Below are 22,707 nucleotides of genomic sequence, written 5' to 3' on the forward strand. Positions count from 1 at the left end.
GACATACGACAAAGGCCCGGGCCCCCCGAAGGGGACCCGGGCCCGGCTGTCTCGGGATCAGCCGTTCTTGGCCTTCGAGGCCGCGCGGCCGCGCAGCTTCTGGTCCAGGACGACCTTACGGATACGGACCGTCTCCGGGGTCACCTCGATGCACTCGTCGTCGCGGCAGAACTCCAGGGACTGCTCGAGCGAGAGCTTGCGGGCGGGCACCACGTTCTCCGTGGTGTCCGCGGAAGCCGCACGCATGTTGGTGAGCTTCTTCTCCTTGGTGATGTTCACGTCCATGTCGTCGGCGCGCGAGTTCTCGCCGATGATCATGCCTTCGTAGACCTCGGTGCCGGCCTCGGTGAAGATGACACCGCGCTCCTGGAGGTTGACCATCGCGAAGGGGGTCACCGAGCCCGAGCGGTCCGCGACGAGCGAACCGTTGTGACGGGTGCGCAGCTCGCCGAACCACGGCTCGTGGCCCTCGAAGATGGAGTGCGCGATACCGGTACCGCGAGTCTGCGTGAGGAACTCCGTACGGAAGCCGATGAGGCCGCGGGACGGGACGATCCACTCCATGCGGATCCAGCCCGAACCGTGGTTCGTCATGGTCTCCATACGGCCCTTGCGGGTCGCCATGAGCTGAGTGATCGCGCCGAGGTGCTCCTCGGGGGAGTCGATCGTCATGCGCTCGATCGGCTCGTGCGTCTTGCCGTCGACCTGCTTGGTGACGACCTCGGGCTTGCCGACGGTCAGCTCGAAGCCCTCGCGGCGCATCTGCTCGACCAGGATGGCGAGCGCGAGCTCACCACGGCCCTGGACCTCCCAGGCGTCGGGGCGCTCGGTGTCGAGGACACGGAGCGAGACGTTACCGATCAGCTCGCGGTCGAGGCGGTCCTTCACCTGGCGGGCGGTGACCTTGTGGCCCTTGCCGCCCTTGCCGACGAGCGGCGAGGTGTTGGTGCCGATGGTCATCGAGATGGCCGGCTCGTCGACCGTGATGAGCGGCAGCGCGATCGGGTTCTCGGGGTCGGCCAGGGTCTCGCCGATCATGATGTCCGGGAAACCGGCGACGGCGCAGATGTCGCCCGGGCCCGCCTTCTCGGCCGGCTTGCGGGTGAGGGCCTCGGTCATGAGGAGCTCGGTGACGCGCACGTTGGACATGGTGCCGTCGCGCTTGATCCACGTGACCGTCTGTCCCTTGCGCAGCTCGCCCTGCTCGACACGGCAGAGCGCGATACGGCCGAGGAAGTTGTCGGCGTCCAGGTTCGTGACGTGCGCCTGGAGGGGGGCTTCCTCGTCGTACTCCGGGGCCGGGACGTGCGCCAGGATCGTGTTGAAGAACGGCTCGAGGTTCTCGCTGTCCTGCGGGACGGTGCCGTCCTCGGGCTTGGTCAGCGAGGCGACGCCGTCACGGGCGCAGGCGTAGACGATCGGGAACTCGATCTGGTCCTCGTCCGCGTCCAGGTCCAGGAACAGGTCGTACGTCTCGTCGACGACCTCGGCGATCCGGGAGTCGGGGCGGTCCGTCTTGTTGATGCACAGGATGACCGGCATCTTGGCCGAGAGCGCCTTGCGCAGCACGAAGCGGGTCTGCGGCAGCGGGCCCTCGGACGCGTCGACGAGCAGCACGACCGCATCGACCATCGACAGGCCGCGCTCGACCTCACCACCGAAGTCGGCGTGGCCGGGGGTGTCGATGATGTTGATCGTGATGGCGTCGCCGCCATCCTTCGGGTGGTACTTGACCGCCGTGTTCTTGGCCAGGATCGTGATGCCCTTCTCACGCTCCAGGTCGTTCGAGTCCATCATGCGGTCGTCGAGCGACTCGGCGGCGTGCGCCGCGAAGGCGCCTGCCTGCTTGAGCATGGCGTCGACCAGCGTGGTCTTGCCGTGGTCGACGTGGGCGACGATGGCGACGTTACGGATGTCGTGGCGCGTGGCCATATTGCGGCGTACTCCCGGAGTGAGTGGACGGCTGCGCGTACGTCTCTTCGTACGCGCGCCCTGCCGGGCTGGACACGCCACGGCCTCACCCCATCGTACGTGGCTTCGGCCGGGGAGGCCTTCTGGGGCCATGGGGTCAAGGATGCACAGTGAGTGAACGTCGCGGAGAGGCGTGGGGGGCGCCCCGGAGAAACCGCAGGTCAGTGGTGATACGAACCTTGCCCGCCGGAGGGACCGGCGGGCAAGGGACTTGAGCGAGATCTGAGCTGTGTGATCTTCGGGACGATCACCCAGGGGACCTCAGGACCCCTCAGGGTGCGATGTGCGTCACTTCTCGGACGGCTACTCGGACGGCTTCCCGGCCGGGCTCGCGGAGGAGCTCGCCTTGCCGGAGGCGTTCGGCTCGGCACCCGGCCGCGCACCCGCCTTCAGGAAGCCGATGTCCTCGTAGTCGGGCTCCTGGAAGCCGAAGGCCCCCGCGTTGGCGATGCCGCGACGGGCGGCCACGAGTTCCGGGCGCTGGTAGAGAGGAATCGATCCTGCTGCGGCCCAGATACGGGCGTCGGCCTGCTGGACCAGGGAGCGCTCCTCCCCCTCGTCGAGCTCACCGATCGCCTGGTCGAAGAGCTGGTCGATGTGGTCCGTACCGACCCGGGTGTAGTTCTGCTCGACCGTGAGCGTGCCGTCGGCCGCGGGCACCGGCTTGGCGTAGATCGGGCGGGCGTCGGTGGCCGGGAAGGCCGACGCGGGCCACGAGTAGAGCGCCAGGTCGTACTGCCCGGACGCGATGTGGTCCTTGAAGTAGCTGGCGTCGGCGACCTTCGACGTCTCCGTGCGGATACCGATCTTCTCCAGCATCTGCGAGATCCGGTCGGCGACCGCGCGCAGCGAGTCCGAGCCGGGGCCCGACGGGAGCACGAAGCGCAGCGTCAGCGGCTTGCCGTCCTTGGCGAGCTGCCCGGCGGGAGCACCGGCGGGCGCGGGCGTCCCCTTCGGGGCGTACGCGCCAGGAGCGCCACCCTGGGCGGCCTCCTTCGCGTACTGATCCGCGTGCTTCCTCTCCTTGTCGGCCGCGCGCAGCTGCCGCGCGTCGGCCTGGCGCACGAGCGCGGCGTACTGGTGGGCGGCGATGCGCCCGGGGTCGAGCAGCGGGGGCTGCCGGTCGCCCGGCTTCTGGTCGCTCTCGCCGACGATGTACGTGCCGTCGTCCGAGTCGGAGGCGGCACCCTTCTTGTCCTCCGGCCCCGCCTTGCTCTTCTTGCCCTCGCTGCCGGAGACGTTGCCGGCCGTCTTCGGCTTGCTCGTCGCGGCCTCCTTCTTCACGGGACCGCCCGACACCCAGCCCGCGTCCGCGAGCAGTGCCCGGGCCTCGTTGGTGTCCTGGCTGCCGAGCGCGCCGCTGCTGTCGGTGTACGCCTGCTGCCCGGCGAGGGCGAGGTGGCTGCCGACGGGCTGCGCGGGCAGGCCGAGCGGCTTGAGGACGACCTCGGCGAGCTTCTTGCGGTCGATCGCGCGGGCGACGGCGCGACGCACCCGCTCATCGGCGAGGGGGCCCACGGAGCCGTTGAGCGCGAGCTGCGTGAAGGCGGGTTCGAGGGACTTGCGGACGACGTAGTCCCCCAGGCGCGACTGTTCCTTCCTGTACTTGTCGACGACCTTGCGGGTCTTCGCACGGGTGTCGAGTTCCGCATCGGCCGCGTCCTCGTCGTCGCCGTGCGCGACGGCCCAGGACCGCATCGCCTGGGCGGGCGTGAGCGCGCCGGGGCCGTGGGCGAGCGGGCCCGAGGTGCCCTTGTCGCGGTCGGCGAGGGAGATGCGGGAGGCGTCCTCCGGGTCGACGGCGGCGAGGTCGACCTTCCCCGCGACGAGCGCGTCGGCGCGGTCCTTGAGGGGTACGGCCCGCAGGACGAGCTGCTCCAGCTTGGCCTGGCGGCCCCACCAGCGCGGGTTGCGCACCAGCGTGATGTCCTTGGCGCCGCGGTCGATCCCCTTGATCGAGAAGGGGCCGGCGGTGACCTTGAGCGTGCGCCGGGCTTCCTCGTTGAAGGCGTTCGGGGTCCCCATGACGTCCTTGGGGTACAGCGGCGAGAACAGCGAGCGCCAGTCCGCGTAAGGCTTCGCGAAGGTGACCCGCACCTCCAGGTTGTTCTTGCCGCGCTCGATCTTCTCGATGCGGTCGTAGCCCGCGTTGTGGGCGGTCCAGTACGCGGAGTCCTTGCCGGACAGGGCGCGCCACTGGGCCGCGAAGTCGGCGGCGCCGATCTCGCGGCCGTCGCTCCACACCGCCTGCTGGTTGAGCTTGTACACGACGACCTGCTTGGGCTCTTGCTCGACGACCTCGGCCTTCTCCAGGAAGTCCGGGTCGCGCACCGCCCTGCCCTGGTTGTCGAGCCGGTACATCGAGGGCAGCACGGCCCCGGCGACGCGGGACGTGCTCGCGTCGGCGTCGGACTGGAAGGAATTGAGGGTCCCCGGCAGGGCGTCGACCGCCCAGCGCAGGGTGCCGCCGTCGGCGATGTCGCCGCGGGCCGCGGGCGCGATGTCCTGGGCGGCGGCCGGACTGCTGGACTCTGATTCGTCGCCGCCCGAGCTGCAGCCGGCCAGGGCCGTCACCGCGAGCGCCCCCGACACGAGGAACGCGGCCGAGCGCAGGACGGGACGCCGCGCGGGACGCCTGGCGGGGCGAGATGTGGCGCCGTCATGGGACATCACGGGTACCTCCGGGGCTAGCCCGGCCGCCCGCTTGCCAGGACCGGGCCGGGTTTGATCACGTTTGGCGGTATATGGAGCTGATCACATCTATCGCCCCACTGAAGGGGACCGGTCGCGCAGGCGGTCGGCGACACGGCGCTGCGGTGCCGGAACCCCACTCGTGCGGCCCAATGACGGCCCCGTCAGGGGCGCGGGGAACCGAGCGACAGGCCCCCACAGCCCCGCGCCCGCCGGCGAAACCCCACCGCCCCGTGCCCGAAGCGCCACTCCCGAAGGGGGCGCACGAAGCCCCGCACTCCAGCAATCCGCGCAGATCCCTTCACAAGGCGTGATGTGACGCGCGACACTCGCAGGCGCATGAGCATCTCCGCCGCACCAGCGGAAGCGAGGGCAAGTCATGACCCTGAACGACGACTTGGCGGCAGCCGAGCGCTGCCTCGACGAACTGTGCCGGACCGTGGGGCGCCTGGAGCGGCAGCTCGACGGCGGCCTCGACGTACGGCGCGTACGCACCGACGCCGACCATCTGCGCGAGAGCGTCGCGCTGCTGCGGGCGGCCGCCGCCGCTCCGCCGCCACCGCGCCGGCCCGAGCTCGTGCCCGTCCCCGACACCCCGTACGACAGCTCGCTCTGGACCGACTCGGACGACGAAGGACTCGGCGCCCGGGACCGGCACGCCCCCTGACCCTCTGAGCGGAGGCTTCGTTGGCCACCGGCACGGAACCCCATCCCCAAGCGGGCGCGCACGGCGTCCGGGACAGGACGCGCGCCGCGATCGCGTCCGGGCACCTGCGCACCGACCGCTGGTGGCTGGCGCCCGCCAGTACCGCCGCGGGACTGCTCGCCTTCATCGTCTACTCGACGTGGCGGGCCTTCTCGAACACGGACTACTACCACGCGCCGTACGTCTCGCCGTTCTACTCCCCGTGCATCTCGGAGAACTGCAGGCCGATGCACGCGGGCCCCAACTGGGAGATATTCGGCGGCTGGTGGGGCCTGTCCCCCGCGCTGCTCATCCTGATCTTCCCGCTCGGCTTCCGGCTGACCTGCTACTACTACCGGAAGGCCTACTACCGCGGGTTCTGGGCGTCACCGCCCGCCTGCGCGGTCGCCGAGCCGCACAAGAAGTACACGGGCGAGACCCGCTTCCCGCTGATCCTGCAGAACATCCACCGCTACTTCTTCTACGCGGCGATCCTCGTGGCGGGCATCCTCACGTACGACACCGTGCTGTCGTTCCGCGACGAGACGTACGCGTGGGGCCACATGGGTCTCGGCACGCTCGTCTTCCTCCTGAACATCACGCTGATCTGGGCGTACACCCTGTCCTGCCACTCGTGCCGGCACATCGTCGGCGGCAAGCTCAAGCACTTCTCCAAGCACCCGGTGCGCTACCGGATGTGGCAGTGGGTCGGGAAGCTGAATGACCGTCACATGCTGCTCGCCTGGGCGTCGTTGATCAGTGTCGCGCTCGCCGACTTCTACGTGTTCCTGCTGTCGTCCGGCGCCTTCGACGATCCGCGCTTCTTCTAGATGGGGTGGCACTTCTGATGTCTCAAGTGGAGCGGCAGCAGTGGGACGTCGTCGTGGTGGGGGCGGGCGGTGCGGGCCTGCGCGCGGCGATCGAGGCGCGCGAGCGCGGCGCGCGTACGGCCGTGATCTGCAAGTCCCTCTTCGGCAAGGCGCACACCGTGATGGCCGAGGGCGGCATCGCCGCGGCCATGGGGAACGTGAACTCCGGCGACAGCTGGCAGGTCCACTTCCGCGACACACTGCGCGGCGGCAAGTTCCTCAACCAGTGGCGGATGGCCGAGCTGCACGCGCGCGAAGCACCGGACCGCGTATGGGAGCTGGAGACCTGGGGCGCCCTGTTCGACCGGACGGCGGACGGCCGGATCTCGCAGCGCAACTTCGGCGGCCACGAGTACCCGCGCCTCGCGCACGTCGGTGACCGCACGGGCCTGGAGCTGATCCGCACGCTCCAGCAGAAGATCGTGGCGCTCCAGCAGGAGGACTTCAAGGAGTTCGGCGACTACGAGGCACGCCTCAAGGTCTTCCAGGAGTGCACGGTCACCCGCGTGCTCAAGGCTGTGTCCGACAGCGGATCCGCCGCGGGCGACCGCGTGTCCGGCGCGTTCTGCTACGAGCGCGAGAGCGGCCGCTTCTTCGTCCTGGAGGCGCCGAGCGTGGTGCTGGCGACGGGCGGGATCGGCAAGTCGTTCAAGGTGACGTCGAACTCGTGGGAGTACACGGGCGACGGCCACGCGCTGGCGCTGCTCGCCGGGGCGCCGCTGCTGAACATGGAGTTCGTGCAGTTCCATCCGACGGGCATGGTCTGGCCGCCGTCGGTGAAGGGCATCCTCGTCACGGAGTCGGTGCGCGGCGACGGCGGGGTCCTGCGCAACTCCGAGGGCAAGCGGTTCATGTTCGACTACGTCCCCGACGTCTTCAAGGAGAAGTACGCCGAGTCGGAGGACGAGGGCGACCGCTGGTACGACGACCCCGACCACAACCGGCGCCCGCCCGAGCTGCTGCCCCGCGACGAGGTGGCGCGCGCCATCAACTCCGAGGTGAAGGCGGGCCGCGGCTCCCCGCACGGCGGCGTCTTCCTCGACGTCTCCACCCGTATGCCGGCCGACCGCATCCGGCGCCGGCTGCCGTCGATGTACCACCAGTTCAAGGAGCTGGCGGACGTCGACATCACGGCCGAGCCGATGGAGGTCGGTCCGACCTGTCACTACGTGATGGGCGGCATCGCCGTCGACTCGGACACGGCGGCGGCGCGCGGCGTCCCCGGCCTGTTCGCGGCCGGCGAGGTGGCGGGCGGCATGCACGGCTCGAACCGCCTCGGCGGCAACTCGCTCTCCGACCTCCTCGTCTTCGGCCGCCGCGCCGGGCTGCACGCGGCCGAGTACGCGGCCGGGCTCGACGAGCGCCCGGCCATCGACGCGGACCAGGTCGACACGGCGGCGGCGGAGGCACTGCGCCCGTTCTCCGCGGAGGGTCCCGCGGACGGGGGCGTCGCCGAGAACCCGTACACGCTCCATCAGGAGCTCCAGCAGGCGATGAACGACCTGGTCGGCATCATCCGCCGCGAGGAGGAGATGGCCGAGGCGCTCGACCGGCTCGCCGGGCTGCGGATGCGGGCGCGGCGGGCCGGGGTGGAGGGGCACCGCCAGTTCAACCCCGGCTGGCATCTCTCGCTCGACCTGCGCAACATGCTGCTCGTCAGCGAGTGCATCGCGCGGGCCGCCCTGGAGCGCACGGAGTCGCGCGGCGGCCACACCCGCGAGGACCACCCGACGATGGACCGCCGCTGGCGCCGCACGAACCTGCTGTGCCGCCTCGTCGATCCGACCGGCGGCCTCGCGGCCACCGACCCGGTCCGGGGCCAGATCGACCTCGTGCGCGAAACCACCGAGCCCATCCGCCCGGACCTGCTCGCCCTCTTCGAGAAGGAAGAGCTGGTCAAGTACCTCGCCGAAGAGGAGCTGTACGAGTGAGTTCGTACGATGCGCGATTCAGGGTCTGGCGCGGGGACGCCGAGGGCGGCGACCTGACGGACTTCTCCGTGGAGGTGAACGACGGCGAGGTCGTCCTCGACATCATCCACAGGATCCAGGCGACCCAGGCGTCCGACCTCGCGGTCCGCTGGAACTGCAAGGCGGGCAAGTGCGGTTCGTGCTCGGCGGAGATCAACGGCCGGCCCCGTCTGATGTGCATGACCCGCATGTCGGTCTTCGACCGCGAGGACGTCATCACGGTGACGCCGCTGCGCGCCTTCCCCGTGGTCCGCGACCTGGTCACGGACGTCGGCTTCAACTACGCGAAGGCCCGCGAGATCCCCGCGTTCGTCCCGCCCGCCGGGGTCGGCCCGGGCGAGTACCGCATGCAGCAGGAGGACGTGGACCGCTCGCAGGAGTTCCGTAAGTGCATCGAGTGCTTCCTGTGCCAGGACACCTGTCATGCGGTGCGCGACCACGAGGAGAACAAGGCGGCGTTCGCGGGCCCGCGCTTCCTGATGCGGGTCGCCGAGCTGGACATGCACCCGCTCGACGCGGCGTCGGACTCCGGCCTCGACCGCAAGCGCACGGCCCAGGAGGACCACGGCCTCGGCTACTGCAACATCACGAAGTGCTGCACGGAGGTCTGCCCGGAGGGCATCCACATCACGGACAACGCCCTGATCCCCTTGAAGGAACGAGCGGTCGACCGCAAGTACGACCCGGTGGTGTGGCTGGGGAACAAGATCCGGCGGAGGTCGTCCTCGTAAGGCCGCGCGGCGCTACGGAGTGCTCACCCGGCGCATCAGCGCGCCTATGTCGCCCGCCACGAGCGGCCGCAGCCGCTCCGGGGTGACGCGCCCGCCGGCCGGTGCGGTGCTGACGCTCAGGGTGAACTCCGCGTCGCCGTCCAGGACGTGGACCGTGGCCGTGCGGCCATGGACGACCGTGTACGCCCGGTCGCCCAGGCCCTTCGCCGTCCGCACCTCGGTCCGGCCCGGGATCCGCTCGGCGGCCGTCGTGCGCGCCGCGTCGAACTCCGCGCCGGGGTCCGTCCGCTTGTGCAGGACCATGGACGCCGTGACGGTGGCGGCCCGCCCCGTGCCCTCCTTGCGTTCCAGCTCCCCCGAGCAGTCCGCCGTGTCCACCGCCCCGCTGCTGCTCCGCGTGGACTCCCAGCGCGATCCGCGGTCGAAGGCCGTGGCGAGATGAGGCATCGCGAGGAGGGAGCAGAGGCGGTCACTGACCCGGTAGCCCCTCAGGTCGGGGCCCTGCGCGCCGAACGCGTACAGGCCGGCGCCCCAGACGGCGGACGCGGCGAGCGCGCCGACGAGCAGCGCGCCGAGGGGGCGCCGCCGCCGTGAGGCAGTCAGGAGCTCGGGGCGGCTCGCGAGGGCCGGCGGTCCGGACACGACAAGCTCCGGTTCGCTGATCGCGCCGCCCGCGGCCCAGGGTCCGTTCTCCATGCCGGAAACCTATGTTGAGCAGCGGTTTTACCGGAAGGTCCGGCGATAACAATGCAGATTCGGCACAACCGGATCGTGCCGATCCCGGTCGCGGTACCCCAGATCCGGTCATACGCTCCCAACTGTGACGCCGCCTCCGAGTCGCCCCCGTCCGGTACGGATAGCCGCGCGGTCGGCCGTGGCCGCCGTGCTCGCGCTCTGCTGGGCGCTCCTGCCCGCCACGACCGCCCGCGCCGACGACCCCGTCACCCTGTCGAGAACCGGCCAGATCACCGACAAGGTGGACGCCCTCCGCGACCGTGAGTCCGGCGTCGCCTCGGCCCTCGACTCGCTCGACCGCGAGCACAGCACCCAGCTCTTCGTCGTCTACGTACGCGACTTCTCCGGCCGCTCCGCCCAGGACTGGGCCGACGCCACGGCCGCCAAGAACGGCCTCGGCCTCGACGACGTGCTCCTCACCGTCGCCACGCACGACCGGCAGTATGCCTACTCCGTCGACCCGGACTCCCGGCTCACCGACGCGCAGCTCAAGGATGTCGCCCGCACCGCGATCGAACCGGCGCTGCGCAGGAACGACTGGGCGGGCGCCGCGATCGGCGCGGCCCACGGCATCTCCGCCACCCTCGCGGGCCGCCCCGTCCCCGTCCCCACGATCACCCCGGGTCCGGCCGACCCCGCCGGCTCGGACACCGAACCCAGCGCGGCCGACCTCGCCCTGCCCCTCATCGCGGTCGGCGGCGCGGGCGCCCTCGCGGCGTTCACGTACACCCGCCGCAAGAGGCGTACGCGTACCCGCACCACGCCCGGCGGCGGCCGGGGCGGGGGCACGGGACCCAAGGTCACGCCGCTGCCCGAGCTGGACAAGCAGGCCCGGCAGATGCTGGTGGAGAGCGACGACTCGATCCGCACGAGCACGGAGGAACTCGGCTTCGCCACCGCGCAGTTCGGCGACGAGGCCGTCAAGCCGTTCACCGAGGCGGTGGCGTATGCCCAGTCGGAGGTGACGGCGGCCTTCCGGCTGCGCCAGCAGCTCGACGACGCGCACCCCGAGGACGACGCGACGAAGCGGCAGATGCTGGACGAGATCATCAGCCGCTGCACCGAGGCGGGGCGCAGGCTCGACGCCGAGGCCGCGGACTTCGACCGGCTGCGGGCCCTGGAGCGCACCGCGCCCGAGGCCCTCGCGCACGCGGAGCTCACCTCCCGCGACCTCGCCGCCCGCACGGCGACCACCGAGGAGACGCTGGCGGCGCTCGGCTCCCGCTACGCGCCGTCCGCACTGATTTCCGTGGCGGGCCACATCGAGCAGGCCAAGGACCGGCTGGTGTTCGCCACGACGAACCTCGGACAGGCACGGAGCTGCGTCGACGCGGGCCACAACGGCAGGGCCGCGGTGTTCCTGCGGGCCGCCGAGTCGGCCGTCGACCAGGCAGGCACCTTCGTGGACGCCGTCGACCGGCTGGGCCGGGAACTGGCCGAGGCCGCCGGGAAGCTGCCGGCCGCGCTCACCGAGTCCGACACCGACCTCGCCGACGCGCACGGAATCCTGGAAGGCATGACCGAGGGCGCCTCCACGGCCGATCTGCGCGGGCGCGTCGCGCGCGTGAAGACCGTCGCCGCGCGCGTGCGCAAGGAGATGGCCGCCGGCCCCTACGACCCGATCGACGCGCTGCGCCGCGTGGAGGAGGCCGACTCTGCGCTCGACGCGTCCCTGGACGAGGCCCGCGCACGCGAGTCCGGCACCGCCCGCGCGCGCTCCCTGCTCGACCAGGCGGAACTCACGGCCCGCAGCAGCGTCGGCGCCGCGTCGGACTTCATCACCACGCACCGCGGTGCGGTGGGCAGCGAGGCCCGTACGCGACTGGCCGAGGCGCAGCGGCACCTGGAGTACGTACGGACGGCGGCGCAGGCGGATCCCGCCGCCGCCCTGGCCGGCGCCCAGCGGGCCGACGCGCTGGCCCGGCAGGCACAGCAGCTCGCCGAGCAGGACGTGCGGTCCTTCGGGAATCCGTACGGCGGTGGGGGCGGGCGCGGCGGAGGGGGCATGGGCGGCGCGGTGCTCGGCGGGATCATCCTCGGCGAACTCCTGGGCGGCGGGCGGTCCGGCGGAGGGTTCGGCGGGCGGTCCGGCACGGGCGGCGGCTTCGGGGGCGGGTTCGGCGGCGGCGGTCCGGGGAGTTTCGGCGGGGGCGGGACCCGTGGCCGCAGGGGCGGCGGCGGACGGTTCTGACCCGGCGGCATTCACCCAGTTCCCCACGTATCTCCCTCGTACAAGGAGCACCCTCATGACCAAGCAGACCGTTCTCGGCCGCGTCACCCAGCTGGCGAAGGCGAACATCAACGCCCTTCTGGACGGCGCCGAGGACCCGCAGAAGATGCTCGACCAGCTGATCCGCGACTACTCGGACAACATCACCGAGGCCGAGCAGGCCGTCGCGGCGACCATCGGCAATCTGCGGATGATGGAGCAGGACCACAAGGAGGACGTCGAGGCGGCCGCCGAGTGGGGCGGCAAGGCGCTCGCCGCGAGCAGGAAGGCCGACGAACTGCGGGCGGCGGGCAGTGCCGCGGAGGCCGACAAGTTCGACAACCTCGCCAAGGTGGCGCTCGGGCGGCAGCTGAGCTCGGAGAAGGGGGCGAAGGACGCCGAACCGACGATCGCCGCGCAGAGCGAGGTCGTCGGAAAGCTGAAGTCCGGCCTCGACCAGATGAAGACGAAGCTGGTCGAACTCCGGTCGAAGCGGGACCAGTTGGTGGCGCGCGCGAAGACGGCGCAGGCCCAGAACCAGATGATGGACGCCGCCGGGAACATCAACGTCCTCGACCCGACGAGCGAGCTGAGCCGGTTCGAGGAGAAGGTGCGCCGTGAGGAGGCCAGGGCGCTGGGAAAGCAGGAGCTCGCCGACTCGTCGCTCGACGCGCAGTTCGAGCAGCTGGAGGGCCTCGGCGACGCGGCCGAGATCGAGGCGCGCCTGGCGGCGCTCAAGACGTCCGCGTAGAGACGGGGAGGCGGCGCGCCCGGTCAGTACAGGCTGAGCAGCGCCTCCGTCGGGTCCACGGCCGCCGAGTCGCCGTCCGGCAGCGGGAGTTCGAACCAGACGGTCTTGCCGCGCGGCGTCCTGCGCGAGCCCCAGGAGGCGCTGAGCAGACCGACGAGCTGAAGCCCGCGGCCGCCCTCGTCCGTGTCGCGCGCCCGGCGGCGGCGCGGCTGGACGAGGCCCGCGTCCCACACCTCGCACACGAGGGTGCGGTCGAGCAGGAGGCGCAGCCTGATCTCGCCCTCGCCGTACCGCAGGGCATTGGTGACCAGCTCACTGACCAGCAGTTCCGTCGTGTCGACGAGCGGCTCCAGGTCCCACTGGGTCAGCTGGGCACGGGTGAACTCGCGGGCGCGGCCCACCGAGCGCGGCTCGCGCGGCAGCGTCCAGTCGCCCACGGCGTCGGCCGGCAGACCCTGTACGCGAGCCATCAGCAGCGCGATGTCGTCCTCGCCGTGGTGGGTGTCGAGCGTGGTCAGCACATGGTCGCAGACGTCCTCGAGCGCGGGCGAGGGATCGTCCAGGGCGCTGCGGAACGCGGAGAGTCCCTCGTCGAGGGGATGGTCGCGGGACTCGACGAGCCCGTCGGTGTAGAGGGCGAGGAGTGAGCCCTCGGGCAGTTCGACCTCGACCTCCTCGAAGGGCTCCCCGCCGACGCCGAGCGGCATGCCCGGGGGTACGTCGAGCATGAGCGCCCCTTCGCCGGGCTCGACCAGGACGGGCGGCAGATGGCCCGCGTTGGCGAAGGTGCAGCGCCGGGTCACCGCGTCGTAGACCGCGTACACGCAGGTGGCGAGGTAGACCTCGGAGAGGTCGGCGTCGCCGGCTCTTCGGGCGGCGCGGGTGGCCTGCTGGACGCCGCCGCCGGGGCCGGGGGCCGGTGACGACGGGCTGCCCGGCGTGCCGAGTCCGCGGGCGATCTCGTCGAGCGCGGAGAGTACCTCCGCGGGTTCGAGGTCGAGGAGGGCCAGGGTCCGTACGGCGGTGCGCAGTTCGCCCATGGCGACGGCGGCGCGCAGGCCGCGGCCCATGACGTCGCCGACGACGAGCGCGGTTCTGTGCCCCGGCAGCTCGATGACGTCGAACCAGTCACCGCCGACCTCGGTGGCCGCGTTGCCCGGCAGGTAACGGCAGGCGATGTCGAGGCCGGACGCCTCGGGGTCGTCCGGCGGGAGCAGCGACCGCTGCAGTATCAGGGCCCGCTCGTGCTCGCGCCGGTAGAGACGGGCGTTGTCGATGCAGACGGCGGCGCGGGCGGCGAGTTCGACGGCGAGGGCGCGGTCGCGGTCGTTGAAGGGCTCGCTGCCCTTCGTACGGGCGAAGCGCGCGAGGCCGACGACGGTGTCGTGGGCGACCATCGGCACGGCCAGCGTGGACTGGATGAGGCCGCCGGACGCGGCGGGGACGAACTGGGGGCGGGCGGTGCGCAGGGCGTCCGCGCAGGGCGAGTTGAAGGCGTAGCGGTGGACGGCCCCGACCTCGACGACGCCGTCGCCACCGGACGCTTCGAGGTACGGCACGTCGGCGACGGCGCTCGCGGCGGCGACCCTGCGCAGTTCGGCGCTGCCGTCGGCGAGGCTGCGGCTGTTGAGCGCCGACTCGTCGCCCGCGAGGAGCCCTTGGTAGAGGTCGACGGAGGCGAGGTCGCAGAAGCCGGGGACGACGACATCGAGGAGCTCGCGGGCGGTGGTCTCCAGGTCGAGCGAGTTGCCGATACGGGCACCCGCTTCGTTGAGGAGGGCGAGGTTGCGGCGGGCGTGGGCGGCCTCGCGGGCGGCGGCGTGGCGCCGGGTGACGTCGGTGGCGAGCCCGGCGACTCCGATGGGCCGGCCGCTCCCGCTGTGCACGCGGTAGAGGTTGATCGACCAGTGCCGGCGCTCGGCGGAGTCGGGCGCGGGCCCGACGAGCTGCATGTCGGTGACGGACTCGCCGCTCTCCAGCACGCGGCGCAGCGCGGCCTGGACGCGGTCGGCCTCGCCGCGCGGCAGATAGTCGTGGACGGTGCGGCCGCGGTGGTCGTCGGCCCGGCCGCCGAAGACGGCGGCGAAGGGCCGGTTGGCCCGCTGCACCTTCAGGTCGGTGCCGAACAGCAGGAAGCCGAAAGGAGATTGGCCGAAAATGGCCTGCGACGCGGCAAGGTCCGTCTCGATGCGGCGCAGGGCGCGGACGTCGACGACGATGCAGACGGCGGCGTGCTCGCCGGACTCCGTCTCGGTCGGCATCACATAGACCTCGGCTATCCCCTCCGTATACGGGGCGGGGCCGTACTGACCGGGCACATGCGGATCGGGGACGTGCGGACCGCGCGCGCCGGACGCCGGTCCGCCCGCGCCCGCCGTCCGGTTCCTGGGCATCCGGAAGGGGACGACGCCGGTCCACTCGCCGCCGTCGAGAATCTCCGCCATCTTGCGGTGGCCGCGCTCGCGCAGCTCCGTGGAGACGAAGGCCTCGATGGGGTCCTTGCCCACGGCTTCCTGCGCACTGACGCCGAAGAGCTGCGCCGCGCGCCGGCTCCACTGGTCGATCAGCCCGTCCGGGCCGATGGAGAAGGAGGCGACCTTGATGTAGTCGTACATGGAGCCGGGCGGACTGCTCTGCCACGTCCCGGCCCCGAGCGGGCCTGCCGCATCGCGCGCGGCCGTCCCGCCCGAGGTGTCCTCGGACGACGTGGCCTTCGCTGGTATCTCGCTCACGCGAACCGTCCCCTCCAGCTCACCGCGTCCGGCACCGGTCACCGGGGCGGCTGCCCGCAGTATCCAGCACTACGGAGCCGCGCAACACGGTGTTCACGATCACACCACGGTCCCGACGCTTTTTGGCCCGTCCCGACATAACAGGACGACAACCAGATCCGCGGCTGTCCCGTGTCTTCTTCCTGGCCGGCCCTTCGCCGATCAGCATGCTCCCTGTCTCCTAACCAGGGAGGGTTCCTCTTAATCGGCGCGACGCCACCGGTTCCGGCCGCAGGTTCCGGCCACCGGCGACAGCCGCGGTCAGTGCCGGCCGGGCAGCGACAGTTCGAACCAGACAGCCTTGCCCGCGTCAGCGGGCCGTGTCCCCCACCGGCGCGCCGCCCCCGCGACCAACTGGAGCCCCCGCCCGCTTTCCTCCTCCGGCCCCGCGGCGCGCTCCAACGGCGGATCCGGAAGGGGATCGGAGACCTCCACCCGCAGCGTGTGGGCCGGCTCGGCCGACCGCAGGAGACGTACACCGATGGGGCCGGAAGCGTGCCGGAGCGCGTTGGTCACCAGCTCACTGACGAGCAGTTCGGTGACATCGCCGAGCGAACCGAGGCCCCAGTCGCCGAGCTGCCCGCGGACCGCGGCACGGGCGGAACGGACTGTGCCCGGTTCCTCGGGGAAGACCCACTCGGCGCACTCCCCGTCGCCGTCGGTGTCGAACACGCCGATCACTTCCCAGGCAGCAGTAGAACCCCGTCCACCCCTTCGAATCGCGTCCGATTTCATAGGGTTAATCGATATATACCCGGGTGACCGTGCGCGCTACCGTCTCACGCCAACACTCCGCGAAGGGCGGCACCAACGGAGCATTTCGGACGGTACGACGGCTGACACAACCGGCAGCACGGCGGTGGCGGCCGACGGCACGAGGACCGGGACCACGTACAGGACTGCCGCCGGACGGATCACGGCCGCCGCGCCGCGAGCACCGCCTTCACCGCCGGTACGTCCTGATCGAGCCAGTCCACGGACCAGATCTCGTCGGGCCCGAGCCAGCGCAGCTCGTCGTGGTCCTCCAGCGGGCGGGGGCGGCCGGACAGCAGGCGCGCGGTCCACACCCGCAGCACATATCCAGGCTTCAGGGGCCACTCCCCCGGGACGGGCGCCACGAGCTCCGCGGCGATCCCGAGCTCCTCGCGCAATTCCCGCACGAGAGCCCGCTTCGGGTCCTCGCCGGGTTCGACCTTGCCGCCGGGGAGTTCCCAGCGGCCCGCGAGCTCGGGGGGCGCACTGCGTCGCGCGGCGAGCAGACGGCCACTCTCCTGGAGGGCCGCCGCGACGACGACGGTCGGTTCAGTCATGTGCCGGAGCCTACGGCCGCGGGCGGGAACGTCAGCGCGCGGTGCCGTTCTGCGTCTGACCGAGGCGCTCGACCCAGTAGAGCTGCTTGTGGCCGCGGTCGTCGAGACTGTCGGCGATCTTCTGGGCTTCCGCCCTGGTCGCGTACCGGCCGACGCGATAGCGGTTGCCGTTGTCGTCCTGGCGTATGACGAGCCACACAAGCGTGGTCGTGCCCTCGTTCATCGCGCCCCTCCACTCCCCGACCCCGGCTCGCACAGCGCCCCGCTTTCTGAGGAAACCCCACTCCGCATATGCCCGAGCGTACGCCTGACCTTCACACAGCGGATACGCATTGGCACAAAGAGATACGCAACCAGCCAATCCGCAGGGGGCGCACTCCGAAGAGTGCGCCCCCTGGACGTTCCACAGCTCGTGCGGTCAGCCGGTACGCACCGTCGGCATGGGCATCGGCACCGGGCCCGCCTGCGGCTCCTTGCGGCAGGCGTCGCCGCACTCCGCGTCGAGCGAGCAGCACAGCGAGCAGATCGGGCCCGACCGGACGGGGCAGTCCGCGGTGTCCGGGAGTTCGTACGCCGTCTCGCAGACGCTGCACGTGTGGGTCGCCGTGATGTCGGCGACCTCGACGTCGGGGCCGTTCACCGGGTTGGGCCTGGCCAGGTAGTACCTGCCCTTGGTGGCCCAGGCGATCAACGGGCAGAGGGTCAGGGCGAGTCCGGCCGCGATGAACGTCGAGAAGGCCTCCGCGTACTCACCGAACACCCCGAAGAACGCGAGGATCGAGACGGCCGACGCGATCGCCATGGCACCGAAGCCGGCCGGGTTCACGGCATACAGATAGGCCCGCTTGAACTCGATGTACCGGGGGCTCCAGCCGACGCGCTTGTTGATGACGAGGTCGGCGGCCACGGCCGCGATCCAGGCGATGCCCACGTTCGAGTAGAAGCCCAGCAGCTTGTTCAGGGCCGCGAACATGTTCATCTCCATCAGCGTCAGCGCGATGGCGAGGTTGAGGAAGATGTACCAGACGCGGCCCGGGTGACGGTGGGTGATGCGGGAGAAGAAGTTCGACCAGGACAGCGAACCGCTGTAGGCGTTGGTCACGTTGATCTTGATCTGGGAAACGACCACGAAGAGCGCGGCGGCGGGCAGGGCGACCGAGCCGAGCCACGGCTTGAGCGCCTCGACCTGCGGCGCGACGGGTTCCAGCGCGTGGGTCCTGCCGACGGCTTCGAGGGCGACGAAGGCGAGGAGCGCGCCGCCGAGTTGCTTGGCGGCGCCGATGATCACCCAGCCGGGTCCGGCCGCGAGAACGGCCAGATTCCACCGCTTCCTGTTCTGCTCGGTCCTGGCCGGCATGAAGCGCAGGTAGTCGGCCTGCTCGCCGATCTGCGCGATGAGGGAGAGCGCGACACCGGTGCCGAGACCGAAGCCGAGCCAGGAGAAGCCGCTGCCCGCGCCCTCCGTGCCGCCGAAGCGGGTGAAGTCGCCGAAGGAGCCCGGCGAGTGGACGGCCAGGATCACGAAGGGCAGCACGAGCCCGATGAGCCAGACCGGCTGCGTCCACGCCTGCACCTTGGCGAGGGCGCCCATGCCGCGGAAGACGATCGGGATGACGATGAGCGTGGTCAGCAAGTAGCCGACGGGCAGCGGCAGTCCGACGACCTCGTGCATGGCCTGCGCCATGATCGAGCCTTCGAGGGCGAAGAAGATGAAGGTGAACGAGGCGTAGATGAGGGACGTGAGCGTCGAGCCGAAGTAACCGAAGCCCGCGCCCCGGGTGATGAGGTCCATGTCCAGGCCGTACGTGGCGCAGGCGCGGGCGATGGGAATGCCGGTCAGGAAGATGATCGTCGCCGCGCACAGGATCGAGGCGAGCCCGCTCGTGAAGCCGTACGTGAAGACGATGGAGGCGCCGATCGCGAAGTCGGCGAGGTAGGCGATGCCGCCGAGCGCGGTGGACGCGACCATGGTCGGGGACCAACGCCGGTAGGAGTGGGGCGCGTAGCGCAGCGAGAAGTCCTCGCGGCTCTCGTCCGCGGCGAGCCTGGCGTAGCTGCGCCGCGGCGGGGCTGCCTCTGTGTCACGGGTGACCGTGTCCGTCATGAGGGTTCCTGTCATCCGGCCGATTGCGGGTACGGACGGAAGTTAGGAGCCGCGCATGACGATGCGGGGCGGCCGGTGATTGCCCCGGCGTTACGGCAGGCGGCCGCGGGTTAAGTCGCCGTCACGCGCCCCGGACAGGGCGTTCGCGTATCGGTCACTTCACCGGCAGGTGGTATGCGATCCGGTACCGGTCGGCGGGGACGACGACGTCCGCCGTCTCGACCGGTCTGCCCGACGCGAAGTACGTGCGCTGGATGACGAGAACGACGTGGCCGGGCACTCCGCCGAGCGCCATGAGCTCCTCGGCGAGGCCGGGGCGGGCGCCGACCTCCTCCGTCACGTTGTCCACGATCACGTCGATGGCGGCCATGCGCTCGACGACGCCGCAGCCGCCGAGAGGGCCCTCCTCGGGGAGCATCACGGGGGTGCGTCCCGTGACCGTGAGAGGTTCCCAGGAAGTGGAGAGCATCATGGCCTCCCCCGCGTCCCGGTAGACGTACTTCGTGCACATCACGCGGTCACCGGCGCGGACACCGAGGCGCTCGGCGATGGCGCTGCTCGCCTCGACCTGCTCACTGCGGGAGTCCCACGTGCCGCGCGCCGTCTCGTCTGCCTGCTCCTGCTTGAAAGGGGTGGAGCCGCTGCTCGGCCGGTACCCGGAGCGCGCGACGCGGCGCGGGACCGGTGTCTCGCGCACGTACGTGCCCGAGCCCGAGCGCCCCTCGACGAGGCCCTCGGCCATCAGCACCTTGCGGGCTTCGAGGGCGACGGTGTCCGAGACGCCGTACTCCTCGCGGATCCTGGCCTGTGACGGGAGCCGGGTGTGCGGTGGCAGCGATCCATTGACGATCTTCTTGCGAAGATCACCCGCGACGCGCAGATACGCCGGCTGCTCACCGAATGTCACTGGCTGCACTCCCTAAGACCCATGGCGACCCGTCAGATTGACAGACAGCAACAGCGTCGCAACCCTGGGTTGTGCGCCGCAAGCGAAGGCCAAAGAAACACTCGAAGTGATGACATGCGGGCGCGCAGCCCTTTACGCAGGGAGTTTCTCCGGGTAAGGGGATCCTTACGCCTGACCCTCGGGACCGGTGGCGGCGGCGACACCCCCGCCATCCGTGGGACCTCCGGCGCGGGTTGCCCGACTCCCGTCCGCAACCGCCCGCATCGTCGGATGCGTGACCCGACCCCGCCGATCCCCCGCCCGCCTCACCGTCCTCCTCGCGCTCGCGGTGCTCGGCGCCTCACCGGGTGCGGCCCTGGCGACGCCCGGCCCCGGCCCGCTGCCCGCCCAACTCGCCCCCGCACGCGCCCCCGTGCCCGCGGGCTCCCCCTCCCGGGCCTCCGCAGCCTGCACCGGTGACCCCGCCTGGACCCCGGCCACCACCCGTATCGACCCCGCGAACACCTATCACGCGTACACCGGCAACGGATATCTCGGCGTGCGCGTCCCGCCGTCCGGCGCGGGCTACGCCGAGCCCGGCGACAAGACCGGCTGGCCGCTCTACACGCCGCGCTACGACGGGGCGTTCGCCGCCGGGCTCTACGCGCGCGGCCCCGAGAACACCGCGCACCGCGAGGCCATCGCCGCGCTGCCGAACTGGACGGCGCTCGACCTGACCGTGGGCGACGAGACGTACGGCCCCGACAGCCGCGTCTCGCACTACCGGCAGACCCTCAGCCTGCGCTGCGGATTCGTCCGCACGTCGCTGACCTGGACGCACAAGGACGGCCGGCGCACCGACCTGACGTACGACGTGCTGACCGACCGCGCCCACCCGCACACCGGAGCCGTGCGACTGCGCGTCACGCCGCACTGGAACGGTGAGGCGACCGTCACCGACCGGATCGACGGCCGCGGTGCCCGCCGGATCGCGCCCACCGGCGGCGGCGCCGCGGGCAAGCGCACGATGGCGGTGGGCTTCCGCACGGACGGCACCCGCGAGAACGGCGTCGTCGCCTCCACTGTGGACGCCCCCGGCCGCACCCACACGGCGAGCCTCACCGAGACGTTGACGAACCATCAGTCCGCCACCTTCCCCGTCGGCACCGGCCGCACCTACACCGTCACCAAATACGTCGGCGTGGACACGGCTCTCACCTCCCGCACCCCGCACGACTCGGCCGTCCGCGCCTCGCAGCAGGCGGCCACCGCCGGATGGGACGAGGTCGTCCGCCACCACACGGCCGCCTGGCGGAAGTTGTGGAGGTCGGACATCGAGGTGCCGGACCGGCCCGAGCTCCAGCAGCAGGTGCGGGCCGCGCGGTACGGGCTCCTCACCGCGGTGCGCGCCGGCGGTCGCGACAGCGTCGCGCCGGCCGGGCTCACCAGCGACGCCTACGCGGGCATGATCTTCTGGGACGCCGAGACGTGGATGTTCCCCGCACTGCTCGCCGACCGGCCCGAACTGGCGCGCCCCGTCCTCGAATACCGCTACCGCACGCGTGAGGCGGCAGCCGACAACGCCCTCAAGACGTCGGTCAAGGGCCTCATGTACCCGTGGACCAGCGCGAGCCGCGGCGCCCTGTGGACGGAGTGCCAGAGCTGGTTCCCGCCGCACTGCGTCACCCAGAACCACCTCCAGGGCGACATCGCGCTCGCCGCCTGGCAGTACTACCTGGCCACGGGCGACCGCGCCTGGCTGCGCTCGCGCGGCTGGCCGCTGCTCAAGGGACTTGCCCAGTACTGGACTTCACGCGTCACGAAGAACGCCGACGGCTCGTACTCCATCAAGGACGTCGCGGGCCCCGACGAGTACAGCAACGGCGTCGACGACGGGGTCTACACGAACGCCGTCGCGGCCACGGCCCTGCGCTCCGCCGCCCGCGCCGCCCGCCTCGTGGGCTCCGCGCCCCCGGCCGCGTGGACGACGATCGCCGACGGGCTCCGCATCCCGTACGACCCCAAGCGCAAGATCTTCCTCCAGTACGAGGGCTACAACGGCTCGACGATCAAGCAGGCCGACGCAGTCCTGCTGCTGTACCCGCTGGACTGGAAGCCGATGCCGAAGGGCGCGGCGGCGGCGACTCTGGACTACTACGTCGCGCACACCGACCCGGACGGGCCCGCGATGACGGACTCCGTGAACGCGGTGGCCGCCGCGTCGGCCGGGGAGCCGGGCTGCGCCACGTACACGTTCCTGCGGCGTGCCTCGAAGCCGTTCTTCCGGGAGCCGTTCGGGCTGTTCTCGGAGGCGCGCGGCACGAAGGCGGGATCCAGTGACCCGCTCGCGGGCACGCCCGCTCAGGACTTCCTGACCGGGAAGGGCGGCTTCCTCCAGGTGTTCACAAACGGCCTGACCGGTCTGCGCCTGGAGGAGGACGCCCTGCGCCTGGACCCGTCGCTGCCGCCGCAGCTCGGCAGGGGCGTGACACTGCGGGGGCTGACCTGGCGCGGACGCACGTACGACATCGCGATCGGGCCGGAGCGTACGACGGTCAGGCTGACCGCCGGCGACCCGTTCCCCGTCGTCACGCCCACCGGGCGCGCCACGGTCGACCGAGGCGGGCTCGTCCTGCGCACCCGGCGCCCCGACCTCGAACCCACCTCCGACCTGGCCCGCTGCCGCACCGCGACGGCGACGTCCGAGGAGCCGGGCCTGTACGCGGAGGCGGCGGTGGACGGCAATCCGGTCACCCCCTGGCAGCCGGCGACCGCGCACGCCTCCCTCACGGTCGACCTCGGCCGGACGGGGAAGGTCTCTGGGGTGGACGTCACGGGCACGCGCGCGTACGCGGTGACGACGTCGGCCGACGGGGCGTCCTGGCGGGCCTTCGCACCGGGGCGAGCGGCCCGCTACGTCCGTATCACCGAGAAAGGCGAAAGGCCCGAGCCCGTCGAGGAGTTGAGGGTCAGGTAGGGCCTGCCGCCCGACCGGCAGGCCCTGGACCGCCGGGCGCCGCGCGC

The 22,707-nt window shown here is 71.5% G+C and carries 16 protein-coding genes; 7 read left to right on the forward strand and 9 right to left on the reverse strand.

Translation table 11 applies throughout. The annotated features are described in order from the left end of the window. Window positions 1–57: 57 nt before the first annotated feature. Together typA and OHO83_RS18520 are read right to left on the reverse strand one after the other, a co-directional pair. The gene (gene typA / locus OHO83_RS18515; RefSeq protein WP_266673790.1) at window positions 58–1,932 is read right to left on the reverse strand and encodes a translational GTPase TypA; all 1,875 of its coding nucleotides are present in this window, start codon (window positions 1,930–1,932) and stop codon (window positions 58–60) included. 342 nt (window positions 1,933–2,274) lie between these two features. Beyond that, on the reverse strand, window positions 2,275–4,641 hold the full coding sequence (locus OHO83_RS18520; RefSeq protein ID WP_266676606.1) for an ABC transporter family substrate-binding protein: 2,367 nt from the start codon (window positions 4,639–4,641) through the stop codon (window positions 2,275–2,277). Between the two features lie 400 nt (window positions 4,642–5,041). Between OHO83_RS18520 and OHO83_RS18525 the strand changes: the two genes are divergently transcribed. Genes OHO83_RS18525 through OHO83_RS18540 form a run of 4 tightly spaced genes read left to right on the forward strand, consistent with a single transcriptional unit; the run spans window position 5,042 to window position 8,917 of the window. Then, entirely contained in the window at window positions 5,042–5,329 is a 288-nt protein-coding gene (locus OHO83_RS18525; RefSeq protein WP_266560558.1) for a hypothetical protein, read from the forward strand. A 20-nt stretch (window positions 5,330–5,349) separates the two neighbouring features. Further along, a complete protein-coding gene (locus OHO83_RS18530; protein ID WP_266673788.1) occupies window positions 5,350–6,177 on the forward strand; it encodes a hypothetical protein in 828 nt (275 codons plus the stop codon). A gap of 17 nt (window positions 6,178–6,194) precedes the next feature. Next, window positions 6,195–8,147, forward strand: a complete 1,953-nt coding sequence (locus tag OHO83_RS18535) for a fumarate reductase/succinate dehydrogenase flavoprotein subunit (protein ID WP_266673786.1) — start codon at window positions 6,195–6,197, stop codon at window positions 8,145–8,147. After that, window positions 8,144–8,917 carry a succinate dehydrogenase/fumarate reductase iron-sulfur subunit gene (locus OHO83_RS18540; RefSeq protein WP_116510382.1) on the forward strand — a complete coding sequence of 258 codons (774 nt, stop codon included), beginning with the start codon at window positions 8,144–8,146 and terminating at the stop codon, window positions 8,915–8,917. Before OHO83_RS18535 ends, OHO83_RS18540 begins: the two co-directional genes overlap by 4 nt. A 12-nt stretch (window positions 8,918–8,929) precedes the next feature. Here OHO83_RS18540 and OHO83_RS18545 read toward each other — a convergent pair whose 3' ends face one another. Further along, entirely contained in the window at window positions 8,930–9,613 is a 684-nt protein-coding gene (locus OHO83_RS18545; protein WP_266673783.1) for a hypothetical protein, read from the reverse strand. A 124-nt stretch (window positions 9,614–9,737) separates the two neighbouring features. On the opposite strand from OHO83_RS18545, the gene OHO83_RS18550 reads away from it, so the two are divergent. Further along, window positions 9,738–11,843 (forward strand): TPM domain-containing protein, encoded by a 2,106-nt coding sequence (locus tag OHO83_RS18550; RefSeq protein ID WP_266673781.1) that lies wholly within the window; start codon window positions 9,738–9,740, stop codon window positions 11,841–11,843. Window positions 11,844–11,898: 55 nt separating this feature from the next. Continuing rightward, window positions 11,899–12,612, forward strand: coding sequence for a PspA/IM30 family protein (locus tag OHO83_RS18555; protein WP_266673779.1), 714 nt, complete (start codon window positions 11,899–11,901; stop codon window positions 12,610–12,612). A 23-nt stretch (window positions 12,613–12,635) separates the two neighbouring features. Here OHO83_RS18555 and OHO83_RS18560 read toward each other — a convergent pair whose 3' ends face one another. The 6 genes from OHO83_RS18560 to OHO83_RS18585 all read right to left on the reverse strand — a co-directional run bounded on the left by OHO83_RS18560 (window position 12,636) and on the right by OHO83_RS18585 (window position 19,704). After that, window positions 12,636–15,344, reverse strand: a complete 2,709-nt coding sequence (locus tag OHO83_RS18560; protein ID WP_266673777.1) for a SpoIIE family protein phosphatase — start codon at window positions 15,342–15,344, stop codon at window positions 12,636–12,638. Between the two features lie 300 nt (window positions 15,345–15,644). Beyond that, window positions 15,645–16,118, reverse strand: coding sequence for an ATP-binding protein (locus OHO83_RS18565; RefSeq protein WP_266673775.1), 474 nt, complete (start codon window positions 16,116–16,118; stop codon window positions 15,645–15,647). A gap of 179 nt (window positions 16,119–16,297) precedes the next feature. Next, window positions 16,298–16,693 carry a (deoxy)nucleoside triphosphate pyrophosphohydrolase gene (locus tag OHO83_RS18570; protein WP_266673773.1) on the reverse strand — a complete coding sequence of 132 codons (396 nt, stop codon included), beginning with the start codon at window positions 16,691–16,693 and terminating at the stop codon, window positions 16,298–16,300. A 31-nt stretch (window positions 16,694–16,724) separates the two neighbouring features. After that, on the reverse strand, window positions 16,725–16,916 hold the full coding sequence (locus OHO83_RS18575; RefSeq protein ID WP_266673771.1) for an SPOR domain-containing protein: 192 nt from the start codon (window positions 16,914–16,916) through the stop codon (window positions 16,725–16,727). A gap of 195 nt (window positions 16,917–17,111) precedes the next feature. Further along, on the reverse strand, window positions 17,112–18,797 hold the full coding sequence (locus OHO83_RS18580) for a purine-cytosine permease family protein (RefSeq protein ID WP_266673769.1): 1,686 nt from the start codon (window positions 18,795–18,797) through the stop codon (window positions 17,112–17,114). Between the two features lie 154 nt (window positions 18,798–18,951). Further along, window positions 18,952–19,704, reverse strand: a complete 753-nt coding sequence (locus tag OHO83_RS18585) for a GntR family transcriptional regulator (protein WP_266673767.1) — start codon at window positions 19,702–19,704, stop codon at window positions 18,952–18,954. A 274-nt stretch (window positions 19,705–19,978) separates the two neighbouring features. On the opposite strand from OHO83_RS18585, the gene OHO83_RS18590 reads away from it, so the two are divergent. Further along, entirely contained in the window at window positions 19,979–22,660 is a 2,682-nt protein-coding gene (locus OHO83_RS18590) for a glycosyl hydrolase family 65 protein (protein WP_266673765.1), read from the forward strand. Window positions 22,661–22,707 lie beyond the last annotated feature (47 nt).

The organism is Streptomyces sp. NBC_00569, from assembly GCF_036345255.1.
Lineage (GTDB): Bacteria > Actinomycetota > Actinomycetes > Streptomycetales > Streptomycetaceae > Streptomyces.